Annotated in this window: 15 protein-coding genes; 2 read left to right on the plus strand and 13 right to left on the minus strand. The window is 41.3% G+C overall.

Annotation, left to right across the window (positions count from 1 at the left end; translation table 11 throughout):
• Window positions 1–68: 68 nt before the first annotated feature.
• From ACH11B_RS12295 to atpD, 9 genes are all read right to left on the minus strand, one after another.
• The gene (locus ACH11B_RS12295; protein WP_377612495.1) at window positions 69–1,532 is read right to left on the minus strand and encodes an ATP-binding cassette domain-containing protein; all 1,464 of its coding nucleotides are present in this window, start codon (window positions 1,530–1,532) and stop codon (window positions 69–71) included.
• Window positions 1,533–1,706: 174 nt separating this feature from the next.
• Window positions 1,707–3,188: a ketol-acid reductoisomerase gene (ilvC, locus tag ACH11B_RS12300; protein WP_013665561.1), complete on the minus strand. Its 1,482-nt coding sequence runs from the start codon at window positions 3,186–3,188 to the stop codon at window positions 1,707–1,709.
• Window positions 3,189–3,242: 54 nt separating this feature from the next.
• Window positions 3,243–3,734, minus strand: a complete 492-nt coding sequence (locus ACH11B_RS12305) for a DinB family protein (protein WP_130856414.1) — start codon at window positions 3,732–3,734, stop codon at window positions 3,243–3,245.
• Between the two features lie 2 nt (window positions 3,735–3,736).
• Entirely contained in the window at window positions 3,737–4,327 is a 591-nt protein-coding gene (gene ilvN, locus ACH11B_RS12310; protein WP_013665563.1) for an acetolactate synthase small subunit, read from the minus strand.
• Window positions 4,328–4,364: 37 nt separating this feature from the next.
• The gene (locus ACH11B_RS12315; protein WP_149105323.1) at window positions 4,365–4,730 is read right to left on the minus strand and encodes a four helix bundle protein; all 366 of its coding nucleotides are present in this window, start codon (window positions 4,728–4,730) and stop codon (window positions 4,365–4,367) included.
• A 66-nt stretch (window positions 4,731–4,796) separates the two neighbouring features.
• Window positions 4,797–6,548 carry a biosynthetic-type acetolactate synthase large subunit gene (gene ilvB / locus ACH11B_RS12320; protein WP_377612492.1) on the minus strand — a complete coding sequence of 584 codons (1,752 nt, stop codon included), beginning with the start codon at window positions 6,546–6,548 and terminating at the stop codon, window positions 4,797–4,799.
• A 96-nt stretch (window positions 6,549–6,644) separates the two neighbouring features.
• On the minus strand, window positions 6,645–8,339 hold the full coding sequence (gene ilvD, locus ACH11B_RS12325) for a dihydroxy-acid dehydratase (RefSeq protein ID WP_013665566.1): 1,695 nt from the start codon (window positions 8,337–8,339) through the stop codon (window positions 6,645–6,647).
• A 392-nt stretch (window positions 8,340–8,731) separates the two neighbouring features.
• On the minus strand, window positions 8,732–8,986 hold the full coding sequence (atpC, locus tag ACH11B_RS12330; protein WP_041387300.1) for an ATP synthase F1 subunit epsilon: 255 nt from the start codon (window positions 8,984–8,986) through the stop codon (window positions 8,732–8,734).
• A gap of 53 nt (window positions 8,987–9,039) precedes the next feature.
• Window positions 9,040–10,545 carry a F0F1 ATP synthase subunit beta gene (atpD, locus tag ACH11B_RS12335; protein WP_013665568.1) on the minus strand — a complete coding sequence of 502 codons (1,506 nt, stop codon included), beginning with the start codon at window positions 10,543–10,545 and terminating at the stop codon, window positions 9,040–9,042.
• A gap of 380 nt (window positions 10,546–10,925) precedes the next feature.
• Between atpD and ACH11B_RS12340 the strand changes: the two genes are divergently transcribed.
• Window positions 10,926–11,846, plus strand: a complete 921-nt coding sequence (locus ACH11B_RS12340; protein WP_377612490.1) for an SDR family oxidoreductase — start codon at window positions 10,926–10,928, stop codon at window positions 11,844–11,846.
• A gap of 15 nt (window positions 11,847–11,861) precedes the next feature.
• Here the strand turns inward: ACH11B_RS12340 and ACH11B_RS12345 are convergent, their stop codons facing one another.
• Window positions 11,862–12,236 carry a hypothetical protein gene (locus tag ACH11B_RS12345; protein WP_377612488.1) on the minus strand — a complete coding sequence of 125 codons (375 nt, stop codon included), beginning with the start codon at window positions 12,234–12,236 and terminating at the stop codon, window positions 11,862–11,864.
• A gap of 209 nt (window positions 12,237–12,445) precedes the next feature.
• Here ACH11B_RS12345 and mtgA point away from each other — a divergent pair, with 209 nt between their 5' ends.
• Window positions 12,446–13,231, plus strand: coding sequence for a monofunctional biosynthetic peptidoglycan transglycosylase (mtgA, locus tag ACH11B_RS12350; protein ID WP_013665571.1), 786 nt, complete (start codon window positions 12,446–12,448; stop codon window positions 13,229–13,231).
• Here mtgA and ACH11B_RS12355 read toward each other — a convergent pair.
• The 3 genes from ACH11B_RS12355 to floA all read right to left on the minus strand — a co-directional run bounded on the left by ACH11B_RS12355 (window position 13,228) and on the right by floA (window position 15,690).
• A complete protein-coding gene (locus tag ACH11B_RS12355) occupies window positions 13,228–13,683 on the minus strand; it encodes an ABC transporter ATPase (RefSeq protein ID WP_377612486.1) in 456 nt (151 codons plus the stop codon). The two genes, mtgA and ACH11B_RS12355, sit on opposite strands and share 4 nt — an antisense overlap.
• Window positions 13,684–13,921: 238 nt before the next feature.
• A complete protein-coding gene (locus tag ACH11B_RS12360; RefSeq protein ID WP_130856420.1) occupies window positions 13,922–14,629 on the minus strand; it encodes an RluA family pseudouridine synthase in 708 nt (235 codons plus the stop codon).
• 74 nt (window positions 14,630–14,703) lie between these two features.
• On the minus strand, window positions 14,704–15,690 hold the full coding sequence (gene floA, locus ACH11B_RS12365) for a flotillin-like protein FloA (RefSeq protein WP_013665574.1): 987 nt from the start codon (window positions 15,688–15,690) through the stop codon (window positions 14,704–14,706).
• Window positions 15,691–15,809 lie beyond the last annotated feature (119 nt).

A 15,809-nucleotide genomic window follows, 5' to 3' on the forward strand; every position in this document is an offset into this window, starting at 1 on the left:
CTTTTTTATTTCTACTATATATTTAGGATAGCTGTATATGGTTGACAATAACGGTCTGTTCCATCTTTCTAAGCATATGCGGCTATCTTTTGTATTGTTTTTATTTCACCTTTCTCTAGTACAATTTTGTTTTTCAGACAGCTCGGTAGTTGTGTCTCGTAATGACCAACGTAAATCAATGTTTTTCCAAAGCTACAAAGTTCGTCCACAACTGCATTGAAATGTTCGGTCTGCGCGTAATCCAGGCCTTGGCAGGGCTCATCTAATATCAATAGCGACGGATTTTTGATGACGGTTCTAGCCAATAAAACAAGTCGCTGTTTACCTAAAGGCAAGGTTGTTAACAGGCGGTCCTTACAGGTTGTTAACTCAAAGAAGTCTAATAGCTGGGTAACCCGCTGTTGTTGTTCATAGTTTAGCTGTCGAAATAAACCAATACTATCGTACAGGCCGGAGGCGATCGCTTGCCACACTTTCGCAGTTTTATCAAAGTACCAATGTAATTCAGGCGAAACAATACCTAAGTGAGCTTTAATATCCCAAATACTTTCTCCACTTCCTCGCTTGTTGCCAAAAAGATGGATCTCATTTGCATACGCTTGTGGATGATCGCCATTTATAAGACTGAGCAAGGTCGACTTACCTGAGCCGTTATGCCCTTGCAGAAGCCACTTTTCGCCTTTACGTACTGTCCAACTGATATTCTTTAATACTTCTTTTTCGCCATATCGAACATGGATGTTTTCCATATGGACGAAAATATCGGCCGATTCCCTCGGCTCTTCTTGAAGGAAATGCGGTAAAGGCTTTTGTTCGCGAGCCACATCTTTGGATAAATTTTGAATAGAAGATAGGTGTTTTAACTTTCCATTTTCAATTTCCGCAAATCGGTTGATGCAGTTTGGTATGTTTTCATCGTTTGTGATAAGAATCAACTGTACACCTGCTTCAGCCAACTCTTCCAAAAAGTGATTTAGCTTTTTGCGCGACGCTTTATCTAATCCGGTATACGGTTCATCAATAATTAACAGTTGCGGTTTAAGCCAGAGTGCTTTTATCAATTGTAATTTTTTATGCTCTCCACTGGACAGTTCGATGAGCTGCGTATTTTTGAAATCGATAAAATCGAAAAGATCTAAGTATTTCTCAACTTCTTCAAACGCTAGGCTTTCCTCTTTGGCATAATGCATTAATTCAGCATATACCGTCAAGGTATCATTGCGTTGTTGTTTATTATAACGCTGCTGATAGTAGAAATTGCGATCGCCTTCCAGGTTGGTAAACTGATACCAGTTAGATACATACAGTACTCGGGCGGGAAGGGCGGAAGATTTATTGAAAAAGAATTGCATATCGCCACTTGTTTTTTCAAGTCCAGCGAGCGCTTTTCCCAATGAACTTTTTCCCGAACCACTTTTTCCACCAATAAGCCAATGCTCTCCCTGGAGGATTTGCCAATTGAGCTGATCCAATATAACATCATGTGCATATTGAAGACTTAAATGGGTAATATGGACGAAGGGATTAATCATAGCCGAATGGGCTGGAATGCCTTTTTAATATGGTGTCGTTGTTTTAATACAAACTTATACAAACTGGTTTTTTATACTATCAAGCCTTTTTTGCAACTAAGTGCCAACTCGGCCTGTTTATGTACATTAGAAATTGTCCGGGCCGGTTAACTCCAAAACCGGCCCGGATGTTTTTTACACTGTTTTAATAGCCTTCATGGCAGTCATTGCTTTCCGTAATACTGCACCTACTTTTTCTACCGGATGGTTGCGGATAGCCTCATTAACAGCAATTAGTTCTTGGTTATCAACCGCTCCATCTTTGCCATCATTATAGTTTTTGCCGATGATGTCTGTATCAACGGTTTTCATAAAATCAGCCAACAATGGTTTACAAGCATGATCAAATAAATAACAACCATATTCAGCAGTATCGGAAATGACGCGGTTCATTTCGAATAGCTTTTTGCGGGCAATGGTGTTGGCAATAAGCGGTGTTTCATGCAATGATTCGTAATAAGCAGATTCCGGTTTAATACCCGCTTCCACCATGGTTTCGAACGCTAATTCAACGCCTGCTCTAATATAAGAAACCATAAATACGGCATGGTCAAAATACTCTTGTTCTCCAATTTTTACATCCCCTGCAGGCGTCTTTTCGAAGGCTGTTTCACCTGTAGCGGCGCGCCAAGCCAATAAGTTTTTGTCGCCGTTCGCCCAGTCTTCCATCATGGTGCGGCTGAATTCGCCACTCATGATATCATCTTGGTGTTTTTGAAACAATGGACGCATAATGTTCTTAAGTTCTTCAGAAACCTCAAATGCTTTGATTTTAGCTACATTGCTTAACCTATCCATCATAGCCGTGATACCACCCTGTTTTAATGCTTCTGTGATTACTTCGACACCGTACTGCACTAGTTTTGAGGCGTAACCGGGTTCAATCCCTTTTTCTACCATCTTGTCGAACGATAAGATCGAACCGGTTTGTAAAAGCCCGCATAAGATGGTCTGCTCACCCATCAAATCTGATTTAACTTCCGCTACGAATGACGAACGCAACACGCCGGCTTTATGACCACCGGTACCTACACAGTATGCTTTAGCTTCAGCTAAGCCCTTACCTTGAGGATCGTTCTCCGGATGCACGGCAATGAGCGTAGGCACACCAAAACCACGTAAGTACTCAGCTCTAACTTCTGAGCCTGGACATTTCGGAGCGACCATGATTACCGTAATATCTTTGCGGATCTGCTTTCCTTCTTCAACAATATTGAAGCCGTGTGAATAGGATAGGGTAGCACCTTCCTTCATTAAAGGCATAATAGCATCAATAACGGAAGAGTGTTGTTTATCGGGCGTTAGGTTACTGACGAGATCAGCTGTAGGGATAAGTTCCTCATAAGTACCCACCGTAAAGTTATTATCGGTTGCGTTTTTCCATGAATCTCTCTTTTGTTCGATTGCTTCCTTACGAAGCGCATATGAAACATCAAGTCCACTATCTCTTAAATTAAGCCCTTGATTTAGGCCTTGAGCACCGCAGCCCACAATAACGATTTTTTTACCTTTTAATGCGCTCACGCCATCCGTAAATTCACGGATGTCCATAAATTCGGCAACGCCTAATTGGTTCAATTTCTCTCTGAGTGGTAGGGTGTTAAAATAATTTGCCATTGTTTTATCTAATGTTTGACGATTACTGTTTTGATTTTATAACGTTTTTAGCTGTTAGGCATTAGCCGATAGCTTTTGTTTTTCTCCTATTATCGCTCTTTTTATAGCTGTAGCAAAGCCTAGATGTAATGCATCATGGTTTTGAAAGTAATTGATCGCGTCTTCTATACCTTTTAGTTCGAGACCGAAATGTAGTTTAGTGGGATTAAAATTATGGAAAATGCTTGCTTCTAAATCCCCCAGCAACTCATCGATAAGTGTGTAAGCCTGTTCCTTCAAGTAGTCAATTTCATCCTGATCAATAAATTTTTCAGGTTTTGAACCTTTTTGATACTTAAGCATATACTGTTCATCTAGCTTTATGGGCAAGCCGGATAGTGTATAGCAAAGTTTTTGCTGACTCACTACAATGTGCCCGAAGTTCCAAGCAATATTGTTATTAAATCCCGAAGGGATGGTATTAAGTTCCCCGATGGTCATATTGTCCATCAACTCAATAAAATTCCTTCTTACCTGGAGGGCTATGTCGATACTGCTTATTGCCATAACTACATCGTAAAGACTTTATCCTGCTTATCAAGGTATTCGTTCTCAACAATTTCTTCTGCTGGTTCTGCCAGTTCAAATTGCTTTAATTTCTTGTGGAATCCTTCGCTATCTTTAATGATGGCAATGCGCGCGCTCCGAACAAATTCAATTAAATTGTATTCGGCTAAGGCTTCGGTTAACTTATCGATTTCCTCGCGATGTCCCGCAGTTTCAAATACGGTGTAGTCGTTTCGGATCACTACAGCATGTGCACCATATTCACGTAATAAGCGTTCAATAGGCGCTTTTTCAGTTACCACACTGGTGGGAACCTTATATAAGGCCTGCTCTTGCCATATGACCTCGTCATTGGTATTATAATAGGCTTTGAGCACTTCAACCTGTTTTTCAATTTGTCTACATAATTTTCGCACTACTTCCTCCGATTCGGTGATTACTATCGTAAAGCGATGGATGCCATGTACTTCTGAAGGTGAAGTGTTTAAGCTCTCAATGTTTATTTTACGACGAGAAAATATGATAGCAATTCTGCTGATCATACCAATGCTATTCTCTGTGTAAACCGTGATGGTATATTCTTGTTTTTCCATTTTTTTAATTCAAAAGGTAAAATTCAAAAGTTAAAAACTATGCAGCTTTGTTTTTTAAGATAATGGTTGCAAGGATCTTTGCTATCTCTTCAACTTCCAACATCAACGAATCTGCTTTATTTTTATCTATGTTTAATGTTTCTCTAATTAGTTTGAGCCAATAGATTGTTTCATTGGCTGACTTTAATGCGATAATGTGAAACTTTAAAAAGTCGTTTTTCGATGAGCCCGATTTACCCTCGGCTATGTTAGCTCCGACTGATGTAGCACTACGAACCAACTGGTCAAAGATTGAAGAAAAAGTCCTGTCAAAATTTGTGTCTTTTACAAACAAAATAATCTGTTTCGAAAAGAGAAATGTCCTTTCCTTTATATCATATATTTTGTTGACTCCAAAAGACATTTTTTCACTTTTACCACCCCCTAAGGGGACCTTTTTATTTTTGAATTTTTACTTTTTATTTTTGACTTACTTCAACCTTATCTCACTTACACTACTTCCTTGCGGTACCATAGGGAATACGTTATTCTCTTTCCCTACCATTACTTCCAATAGATAAGAGCCGTCATGGTTCAACATTTCTTGTAATGCCTCCCTTAAGTTAGCTCGTTGATCTATGCGTTTTCCGGGAATGTAATATCCTTTAGCCACTGCTACGTAATCGGGGCTTGTTATGTTTACAAATGAATAACGTTTGTCATGGAACAACTGCTGCCATTGGCGAACCATACCCAGGAACTGGTTATTCAGAATCAAAATTTTAACCTTCGCACCAAATTGCATGATGGTACCCAGTTCCTGAATAGTCATCTGAATACCGCCGTCACCGATGATTGCTACCACATTGCGCTCGGGAGCTCCATACCAAGCACCTATAGCTGCGGGCAGTCCAAATCCCATTGTGCCTAAACCTCCGGAAGTAACATTGCTTTTCGACTGTTTAAAACGGGCATAACGGCAAGCCACCATTTGATGCTGACCCACGTCGGTTACGATAACCGCATCATCATTGGCTAATTCATTGAGCACATTGATTACTTCTCCCATCGTCATTTCACCTTCACCCGGATTCAATTCAGCATGAATGACCTCTTTTACTTCTTCCTGCTCAAGCTCACGGAATTTCTGTACCCATTCACTGTGCTGGTTGGCTTGAACTAATGCTGTAAGTAAAGGCAAGGTCTCTTTACAATCGCCCCAAACGGGTACCGTTGTTTTGACATTTTTGTCTATTTCCGCCGGATCGATATCCAGATGAATCACTTTAGCTTGTTTCGCATATTTATCAAGTCGCCCCGTAACCCGGTCGTCAAAACGCATACCGATGGCTATGAGGACATCACATTCGTTTGTTAAGACATTGGGTGCGTAATTGCCGTGCATACCCAACATACCGACATTTAAGGGGTGATCAGTTGGCAGTGCGCTCAGTCCCATAATTGTCCATGCAGCAGGAATGCCTGTTTTTTCGATAAACGCCTTAAATTCATTTTCGGCTTTCCCTAAAATGACGCCTTGACCAAAAAGCACAAAAGGCTTTTTTGCTTGATTAATCAGCTCTGCGGCCGCTGCAATATATTCTTTTCGAACGATTGGAGCCGGGCGATAGCTTCTTATATGGTTGCAAGAGGTATAGCCTTCATAGTCGAACAATTGCAGTTGTGCGTTCTTTGTTATATCAATTAATACAGGGCCTGGCCGGCCTGTTCTTGCTATATAAAACGCCTTTGCTAAAGCCGCTGGAATTTCGCACGCATCCGTTACTTGGTAATTCCATTTTGTAACGGGTGTTGTAATATTAATAACATCGGTTTCCTGAAAAGCATCGGTGCCCAAAAGATGTGCAAATACTTGACCTGTAACACATACAATAGGGTTGCTATCAATCATGGCATCCGCCAGGCCGGTAACTAGGTTTGTTGCGCCCGGACCACTGGTAGCAAAGACAACACCGGTTTTTCCCGAAGTACGGGCATAGCCTTGCGCCGCATGTATACCACCTTGTTCATGGCGCACCAATATATGTTTCAATCGGTCATTATAGTCATACAATGCGTCATAAATAGGCATAATCGCACCCCCTGGGTAACCGAATATGGTGTCCACTCCTTCAGCAATAAATGCCTCCAATACGGCTTGAGAGCCTGAAATTTTTGTTGTTTTTGCCTTTTCCTCCTGTGTTTGCTGAGGCGTGTCTTTTGTTATTTCGAGCGTATTCATGTCCTTTTTGTTGTTTGTTACTCGTTATTAGTTATTAGTCATCAGCTTTCAGTCATCGGTTGTCAGCCGTCTATATACGTGTGCAGACTTCCCGATTTATTCATCGGTAACACAGCCTTCTGCCGCACTTGAAACGGTTCTTGCATATTTATATAAAACCCCTTTGCTTACTTTTAAGCTAGGTTGTTTCCAATTTCGTCTTCGTTCCGCTATAATCTCATCGGCTACCTTTAGGGTGATGGTATTATTGACGGCATCGATTTCAATGATGTCATTATCTTCCACCAATCCGATCAGTCCGCCATCATAGGCTTCAGGTGTAATATGACCAACTACGAAACCATGCGTACCACCGCTAAAACGACCGTCGGTAATCAAGGCAACGCTTTTCCCTAAACCGGCACCAATGATGGCAGAGGTAGGCTTTAACATTTCAGGCATTCCGGGAGCTCCTTTAGGGCCTTCATTTTTGATAACCACTACATCGCCTGCTTTTACGGTACCATTGGCCAAACCGGCTATTAGATTTTTTTCACCGTCAAACACTCTCGCCGGTCCTTCAAAGCGCTCACCCTCTTTGCCGGAGATTTTGGCTACACTTCCCTTTTCTGCCAAGTTGCCATACAAAATCTGTAAATGGCCGGTAGGTTTGATCGGATTATCGATAGTTTGTACAATCGCCTGTTCCTTTAAATTGATCGGTTCCACATTTTCCAGGTTTTCAGCTAAGGTTTTACCGGTAACCGTTAAGCAGTCGCCATGGAGCAGGCCTTCGTTTAAAAGGTATTTCATAACAGCCGGGATACCGCCATGTTGATGAAGATCTTGCATAAGATATTTACCGCTTGGTTTAAAATCTGCCAATACCGGTGTTGTATCGCTCATGCGTTGAAAATCATCTTGTGTAATTTCAACACCTACGCTTTTTCCCATTGCGATAAAATGCAATACAGCATTAGTGCTTCCCCCAAGGATAATAATGATGCGCAAGGCATTTTCAAAAGCCTTGCGGGTCATGATGTCGGATGGTTTAATATCTCGCTCCAATAAGATGCGGATGTATTTCCCCGCTTCTAGGCACTCTTTTCTTTTTTCTTCACTTACAGCAGGATTAGAAGAGGAGTAGGGGAGGCTCATTCCCAAAGCCTCAATGGCAGAGGCCATAGTATTTGCGGTATACATTCCCCCACAGGCGCCCGCGCCGGGACAGGTATGTTTGATGACTCCTATAAAATCTTCCTCACTAATGGTTCCTGCTATCTTCTTTCCCAGTGCTTCGAAAGCCGATACGATGTTTAAATCCTCTCCCTTATAATGCCCAGGGGCAATCGTTCCGCCGTATACCATGATCGATGGACGGTTAAGTCTTCCCATGGCCATAATAGATCCCGGCATATTTTTATCGCAGCCTGGGATAGTAATGAGGCCATCGTAATATTGTCCCCCGCAGATCGCTTCGATACTATCGGCAATAATATCGCGGCTTACCAGCGAATAGCGCATCCCATCAGTTCCGTTGCTCATACCATCACTTACACCGATTGTATTAAATACTAAACCTACCAAGTCGTGATCCCACACGCCCTTTTTGACCACTTGTGCCAAATCGTTCAAATGCATGTTACAAGTGTTACCGTCGTAGCCCATACTTGCAATGCCGACTTGTGCTTTATTCATGTCTTCGTCCGTAAGGCCAATGCCATAGAGCATGGCTTGGGCAGCAGGTTGTGTTTTGTCCTGTGTAAACACTTTGCTGTACTTGTTTAGTTCAGTTTTTTGTTCAGTTAGCATGTCGCACTTAATATATTATTTTTCTTTATTTGATCTGCAAAATAGTATAGACCAACGGGCCTTGTTTTACTATAGGTTTTATTACTATATATTGTTTTCCCAAAATAGTAGCTTATAATTACAAAGGCAATAGCTAGTGGAGATTTATTAAATTTGATATTTTGTTTTATGAATATTGTTTCGTTCCAAATTTTATTTTGTCAATTATAGCTGTCTAACTATATAAATGGTCAATAAATAGACTAAAACCTAATTTGGTATACGGTACATATTTATGTATGCATAATAATTTCTCGCCATTTTCTTCGTAAAATTGCTAAATGGGGAAAAAAACTTGTAAAAAAGAAAGCCCGGTAATCATTGACTACCGGGCTTTCTTTTTTGCTTTTTTTCTAGTTTTCTTCAGTTACAACACCTTCAGCAAGCACGGTAATTTTATTGTCGAGTACTTCAACCACCCCGCCTTTAATAATAATGACTTCGATATCCTTATTGTTGCGGATAATGACTTTTCCATCCTCTAACGTAGATATAATGGGGGCGTGATCTTTCAAAATTTCGAAAGAGCCTGCACTTCCCGGTACGGTTACAGAATGGGCCTGTCCGCTGAATATTGATTGGTCTGGTGTAATAATGTTAAGTTCCATATATACTAGATCATGCGTACTGAACCGGATGTTCAACACGCGATACTATCATTTTATGCGTTTGCTTCTTCTAACAGTCTCTTACCTTTTGCAATGGCATCTTCAATGCTGCCTACCAAGTTAAATGCAGCTTCCGGATATTCATCAACCTCACCATCCATAATCATATTGAAACCTTTTATTGTATCTTTAATATCCACTAACACGCCTTTTAAACCTGTAAATTGTTCAGCAACGTGAAAAGGCTGTGACAAGAAACGCTGCACGCGACGAGCACGGGCTACTACCAACTTGTCTTCTTCTGATAACTCGTCCATACCTAAGATGGCGATGATATCTTGCAATTCTTTATAGCGTTGCAAAGTTTCCTTAACGCGTTGAGCAGTGTTATAGTGTTCATCTCCTAAGATGGTAGGATTCAAGATACGAGAAGTTGAATCCAGTGGGTCTACTGCAGGATAGATCCCTAACTCGGCTATTTTACGCGACAAAACAGTGGTAGCATCCAAGTGGGCAAAGGTAGTTGCCGGAGCTGGATCCGTCAAGTCATCCGCCGGTACATATACCGCTTGTACAGAGGTAATCGAACCACGTTTTGTTGAAGTAATACGTTCTTGCATTAAACCCATTTCGGTTGCCAATGTTGGTTGGTAACCCACGGCAGAAGGCATCCGTCCTAATAGTGCCGATACTTCTGACCCTGCTTGTGTAAAACGGAAGATGTTATCAATAAAGAACAGAATGTCTTTTCCCGCTCCTTCACCGTCACCATCACGGAAATATTCGGCAATGGTAAGTCCTGAAAGCGCAACCCGCGCACGTGCACCGGGAGGCTCGTTCATCTGGCCAAAAACGAAAGTCGCCTTTGATTCTTTTAAAGCGTCGGTATCGACCTGCTCTAGATTCCAGTCGCCCTTTTCCATGCTATGAAGGAACTCGTCGCCATACTTGATAATTCCCGATTCGATCATCTCACGTAATAAGTCGTTTCCTTCACGGGTACGCTCACCTACGCCGGCAAATACCGATAATCCGGAATAAGCTTTCGCAATGTTGTTGATTAACTCTTGGATAAGTACCGTTTTACCTACACCTGCACCTCCAAACAAACCGATTTTACCACCTTTAGCATAAGGCTCTAATAAATCGATTACTTTGATACCGGTATAAAGCACCTCGGTTTCGGTAGAAAGATCCTCGAATTTTGGCGGTAAATTGTGAATAGGACGTCCGTTTGATTTATCGAGTTCTTTAATACCGTCAATGGCATCTCCAACTACGTTAAATACACGGCCCTTAATGTCATCGCCTATTGGCATCTTTATAGGAGCTCCTGTATCTTTTACAGGCATACCCCGTACAAGGCCGTCGGTAGAATCCATGGCGATCGTACGTACGCGTTCTTCTCCTAAATGTTGCTGAACCTCTAAAACAATACGTTGTCCGTTTGCTTTTTCGATTTCCAATGCGTCGAAAATTTTCGGTAATTTAGCACCGCCTGCAAAGCTGACGTCTACTACTGGTCCGATTATTTGCGCTATTTTTCCGGTGTTGGACATATAAGAAACTATGTTTTTTTAAATAATGTACAGATTTATTGCCATTTAAGGGCTTTATTTCGGACTGCAAAAATACGCTTTCTAGTGGAATATCAAATACTTAAATGAAAAGATTTTTTGTTCGTAAAAATGACTCTTTTGATCATGTGCCTTTTCATAAGCACCGGATGCGTTTTTTGAGGAGCTGGCAATCTAATCCACTGTTTATAAATAAGTTCTTTATGTTGCATTTGCCATACGAATTGTTTGCTTCCGAGAAGAATATTTTTGATGGGTCTAAACAATTAGCCCCAATTTCGGTCTTAAGTTTAAAAGTAGTTTTAAAATAGGCGGTTTATGCGTTTATCGCAATTTACCGGAGCATTTAAATATATATATGCATGAAGAGATTATTGGTTACGGGAAGCAATGGTTTATTGGGGCAGAAGATAACGGATATTTTACTACAAGGTCAGTTTCCGGAGTTTGAATACATAGCAAGTTCACGAGGATCGGACAGATTTGGGACGAGCTCCCGTTATCGGTATCTTGATTTAGATATTACGCATCATGAACAAGTGGCAAAAGCTATTGAAACTTATCGTCCGGATATTATCATCAACACAGCGGCAATGCCCAATGTGGATGCCTGCGAAAGAGAGCCCGAAAAGAGCTATGAAGTTAACGTAGTTGCCGTGGCTCATCTAATAGCAGTCTGCGAACGTAAAAACATTCATTTGATTCACCTATCAACTGATTTTGTGTTTGATGGTGAAGAAGGCCCTTATGAAGAGGAGGATATACCTAACCCGGTGAATACTTACGGCAAGCATAAGCTTGCGGCGGAGGAGTTGATACAAAAAGCAACATGCCCTTGGGCTATTGTTCGTACAATTTTGGTATATGGCGTTCTTCGGGATATGAGCCGAAGTAATATCGTGTTATGGGCGAAAGATGCATTGGAAAATGGGCAGTCGATCCGTGTGGTAAATGACCAATGGCGGATGCCCACTTTAGCGGAAGACTTAGCAAAGGCCTGTTTGACCATTGCTGAACGAAAAGCTACCGGTATGTATCATATCTCGGGAAAAGACATGTTCAGCATCTGCGAGATTGTTGAGGCGGTTGCTGCGTACTATCGTTTGGATGCTTCCTTTATATGCAAAGAAAAGTCAGAAGCGCTTAAGCAAGATGCCCGACGTCCGAAAAGAACAGGTTTTATATTAGATAAAGCGTATGAAAGACTGGATTATGTGCCTCATAGTTTTGGAGAAGGATTGAAGTTGATCGATGAACAGCTAGCAAAATTGCAGTCGTCTTAAGATGTTAATGTACTGTTAAATATTAAAAGAACGATTATTTTTGTCACTTTCTTCCGCAGACCACGAAGTAGCTTGAATGCCATTGAAAACTAACAAATGATGAAAAAAGTAACCAAAGACTCGTCGCTTGGAACTTTGCTTTAAACGATAGTGCATCAACGTGCAAACCGCAAATTTCCTAGGCGACATTTTCCAAGGCCAGCGATCGATGCATTTAACCGGACGTATCATTTCTTCAGCCCTCAATTTAGCACTGTGCGTGGGCAGAATGGCCTTGTGGGATACCGAGGCAACGAGCAGCAAAGCATTTGCACTTCTGTTCATATGGTAATATGCAAGCGGATTGAGGAAGTGAAACGGCTCCAATACGCGCCATGAATGCTTTGCCATCAGGTGCAAGGTAGCCCACATAGCCTTGATTTTGCTCAACTCTTTTATCAAGAAAAGTTGAATAAAATAATCGTTCTTTTAACATAAACACCTTCATCTACATATTAAAGACGATTTCCTTGCGGATATAATAATACAGTATGAGATAATCACAATTTATTTTTAGGTTTGCAGCCAAATTACGAAAAGTCAACAGTACCTCTTATCAAATGGCAATTAAAAGGACACCGAAAAAGAATCAATTTCGGAATAAAAGTTCGTATAAACATAAAAATAGTAAAACCTTTCCTGTTAAAGATCGACTGCTAACGCTTCTTCAACAAAGAAAATTCGGGGTTTTCTTAGCATATGTGACCTTGTACTTTATTATTATTACAGGTGGCTGGGTGCTGATTTTTCGTTTTGTCAACCCACCTTTCACCTTGCTCATGTTACAACGAGGCGTTGAACGCAAATTTGATGGAAAGGACTGGAAGTTGGAAAAGCGTTGGGTAAGCTATGACGAATTGTCTGACAATTTAAAACGAGCAGCAATTGCCGGAGAAGATGCTAATTTTATGCAACATGTCGGTTTTGATATCAAAGCGATACGAGAGGCTTATAAAAAGAACCAGGCAGGAAAGGCAATGCGAGGGGGGAGTACCATTAGCCAGCAAACCGCAAAAAATGTTTTCTTATGGCCCGGTCGTTCTTGGCTCCGAAAAGGTTTTGAAAGTTATTTCACGATGCTAATTGAATTATTGTGGGGTAAGAAGCGAATCTTGGAAGTTTATCTCAATGTGATTGAAACCGGCGACGGGCTTTATGGTGCACATGCAGCCACTCACGCGTATTTTAGCAAAGCGCCCACATCACTTACAAAAAAACAGGCCGCCTTGATCATCGCTGTACTGCCAAATCCCCGACGTTGGTCGCCAGCCAGGCCCACTTCTTACATTAATAGAAAAGCGAATGCGATTGTTCGCTATATGGGACACAGCAGCATTCCCGATTAAGCAAATACACGGGCATGCCAACTATCTTTAAACGGAACTTCCCACTTGGTTTTCAAATCCTCCCCGTTATCCACTAAGTTGTTAAAAACCATGGTATCTTCGTTAATTTGTCCAGTCGCAAACAGCTGCTCGAAAGTTGCACGGGGTACTACCTGAATTTCGTCTCCCTTGCGATAAGCGATTTGCATCCGATCAAATAAGGAGATGTTTAACTCGCTTTCCAGCTCTTTCAGTAGATGAACTGATTTATCAATTGAGCAGCCGCTTGGCAGCACCTGCGATAAGTCGACACTTATAATGATAAATAAATGATATCGGATTTCGACCCTTGCTGTCAGTTTTTCTTTGTGTGCTTCCCATTGATCGGTAAAAGCTTCCAATTTATTGAGTATACGTGCTTCTTCCCCTTCTGAGAAAGATTTAGCCGCTTGATATATCCAAATTCGTTCCATGGTTACAAATTCAAAAGTAAAAAGTAAAAATTCAAAAGTGAAAAGCCTGCCGACCCTACGGATAGTACTTCACTACTCCCTATTAACTACTCACTAATTAACTACTTAACGATTCAGGTACTTCGCTGTTCACTAATTCAAAGGTAAAAATTCAAAAGCAAACCTGCCTACGGTAGGCAGGAAGTAAAAAGGCAATTCATCACTCATCGCTCATCATTCATAATTCATCACTACTCAACTACTCCCCAAAAACCTCAAAACGTTCCCAAAATCCATCTCTGGGTAAAGAGGCAAAAATCTTCACCTCTTCCTTTTTCACGGGATGTTCAAAAACAAGCTTTCGGGCATGCAAGCAGATGCTCTTCTTTAAACTTCCACGAGGGTATCCATACTTATTGTCACCCACGATTGGGCAATTTAGTGAAGCTAGTTGAACGCGGATTTGATGAGGGCGGCCTGTAACCGGATTCACCTCAACTAAGTAATAACCATTCAGCTCACCAATCAACTTATAATGCAGTTCCGCCCGGAGGCTTCCCTTTACTTCATGATCATAAGCCTTCGTTACATTTTTACCTGAATTTTTTACAAGCCAGTGAACCAAAGTTCCGGCAGTTTGAGCAGGCCTGTTACGAACTACTGCCCAATAAGTTTTATGCATCTCCCTGCTTTTGAACATCTTATTGATTCGGTCGAGTGCCTTGCTCGTTTTTGCAAATAAAATGACCCCGCTTACCGGGCGATCCAAGCGATGCACTACACCGAGAAATGCGCCGTTTGGCTTATTGTATTTTTTGGCAAGATATTGTTTTACTTTTTCATCCAGCGGTTCATCTCCTGTGTCATCCACTTGTACGATATCACCCGCACGCTTATTAACAGCGATCAGGTGATTATCCTCGTAAAGTATATCGCTATCCGTGATGGGTCGATTTGCATTACTCATATAACATGCAAAGTTAGGAAAACGTTTTAAGTTATACGTTGTATGTTATAAGCGTTTATATACTAGTGGGGATGTTACTTGTTTTTTCCTTTGTTTTCAGCACCGGGTTTAGCGATGGATTCGCGCATATCCGTATCGGCTTGTATATTTTGCATTTTATAATAGTCCATTACCCCTAAATTTCCGCTCCGAAAGGCCTCTGCCATGGCAAGCGGAATCTGTGATTCAGCCTCGATTACTTTCGCACGTGCTTCTTGTGCTTTTGCACGCATTTCCTGCTCGGAAGCTACTGCCATTGCTCTTCTTTCTTCGGCTCTGGCATTAGCAACTTTTAAATCAGCCTCCGCCTGATCCGTTTGCAATTTTGCACCAACGTTTTCTCCAATATCAATATCGGCAATGTCAATGGAAAGGATTTCGAAAGCAGTACCACTGTCTAGGCCCTTTTCCAGCACTGTTTTAGAGATTCTATCAGGGTTCTCCAAAACTTCTTTGTGATTATTAGCGGAACCGATTGTGGTAACAATACCTTCGCCCACTCTTGCTAAGATTGTTTCTTCGCCTGCACCGCCAACCAATTGGTTAATATTTGCACGCACCGTTACACGAGCTTTGGCGACCAGTTGTATCCCATCCTTTGCAACTGCTGCGACAGGAGGTGTATTGATTACACGTGGATTTACCGACAACTGAACGGCGTCAAATACATCCCTACCGGCTAAATCAATAGCTGTTGCTAATTTAAAATCAAGAGGAATATTAGCTTTATCAGCAGATATTAGTGCTTTTATCACATTATTTACATTTCCACCAGCCAAATAATGGGTCTCAATATCATTAGAAGTAATGTTTAACCCTGCTTTGGTTGAGGTAATCATGGCATTAACCACTAAAGAAGGTGATACCTTGCGTAGCCGCATAAGTACTAGATTCAGTAGATTGATACGTACTCCCGAAAGTTGTGCCGTAAACCATAAGTTCACCGGTAATATATAAAGGAGCAAAAACAGCGCTATGATAGCTCCTACAATCATGAGTATGGGAGATAAAGACGGATCCATAAGTTTAATAGTTTTGAGGTTAAGCCCTAAAGGTAAGGTTTTACACCCTGATTGAGAAATTAATAGCACAATTTTAGTTGTTTGGCTTTCTAAATGTGTCTATTTTAATGGTATTGAAA

It is taken from the genome of Olivibacter sp. EAT-5 (assembly GCF_044784325.1).
Classification (GTDB): domain Bacteria; phylum Bacteroidota; class Bacteroidia; order Sphingobacteriales; family Sphingobacteriaceae; genus Olivibacter; species Olivibacter oleidegradans.

Excerpts from the sequence above, each read along its gene's own strand:
- ACH11B_RS12305 (WP_130856414.1), bottom strand. The coding sequence starts at position 3,734 with ATGGCAATAAGCAGTATCGACATAGCCCTCCAGGTAAGAAGGAATTTT.
- ACH11B_RS12295 (WP_377612495.1), bottom strand. The coding sequence starts at position 1,532 with ATGATTAATCCCTTCGTCCATATTACCCATTTAAGTCTTCAATATGCA.
- ilvD (WP_013665566.1), bottom strand. The coding sequence starts at position 8,339 with ATGCTAACTGAACAAAAAACTGAACTAAACAAGTACAGCAAAGTGTTT.
- atpD (WP_013665568.1), bottom strand. The coding sequence starts at position 10,545 with ATGTCCAACACCGGAAAAATAGCGCAAATAATCGGACCAGTAGTAGAC.
- ACH11B_RS12355 (WP_377612486.1), bottom strand. The coding sequence starts at position 13,683 with ATGGAACGAATTTGGATATATCAAGCGGCTAAATCTTTCTCAGAAGGG.
- ilvC (WP_013665561.1), bottom strand. The coding sequence starts at position 3,188 with ATGGCAAATTATTTTAACACCCTACCACTCAGAGAGAAATTGAACCAA.
- ilvB (WP_377612492.1), bottom strand. The coding sequence starts at position 6,548 with ATGAATACGCTCGAAATAACAAAAGACACGCCTCAGCAAACACAGGAG.
- ilvN (WP_013665563.1), bottom strand. The coding sequence starts at position 4,327 with ATGGAAAAACAAGAATATACCATCACGGTTTACACAGAGAATAGCATT.
- ACH11B_RS12345 (WP_377612488.1), bottom strand. The coding sequence starts at position 12,236 with ATGGCAAAGCATTCATGGCGCGTATTGGAGCCGTTTCACTTCCTCAAT.
- mtgA (WP_013665571.1), top strand. The coding sequence starts at position 12,446 with ATGGCAATTAAAAGGACACCGAAAAAGAATCAATTTCGGAATAAAAGT.
- ACH11B_RS12315 (WP_149105323.1), bottom strand. The coding sequence starts at position 4,730 with ATGTCTTTTGGAGTCAACAAAATATATGATATAAAGGAAAGGACATTT.
- ACH11B_RS12360 (WP_130856420.1), bottom strand. The coding sequence starts at position 14,629 with ATGAGTAATGCAAATCGACCCATCACGGATAGCGATATACTTTACGAG.
- ACH11B_RS12340 (WP_377612490.1), top strand. The coding sequence starts at position 10,926 with ATGAAGAGATTATTGGTTACGGGAAGCAATGGTTTATTGGGGCAGAAG.
- atpC (WP_041387300.1), bottom strand. The coding sequence starts at position 8,986 with ATGGAACTTAACATTATTACACCAGACCAATCAATATTCAGCGGACAG.
- floA (WP_013665574.1), bottom strand. The coding sequence starts at position 15,690 with ATGGATCCGTCTTTATCTCCCATACTCATGATTGTAGGAGCTATCATA.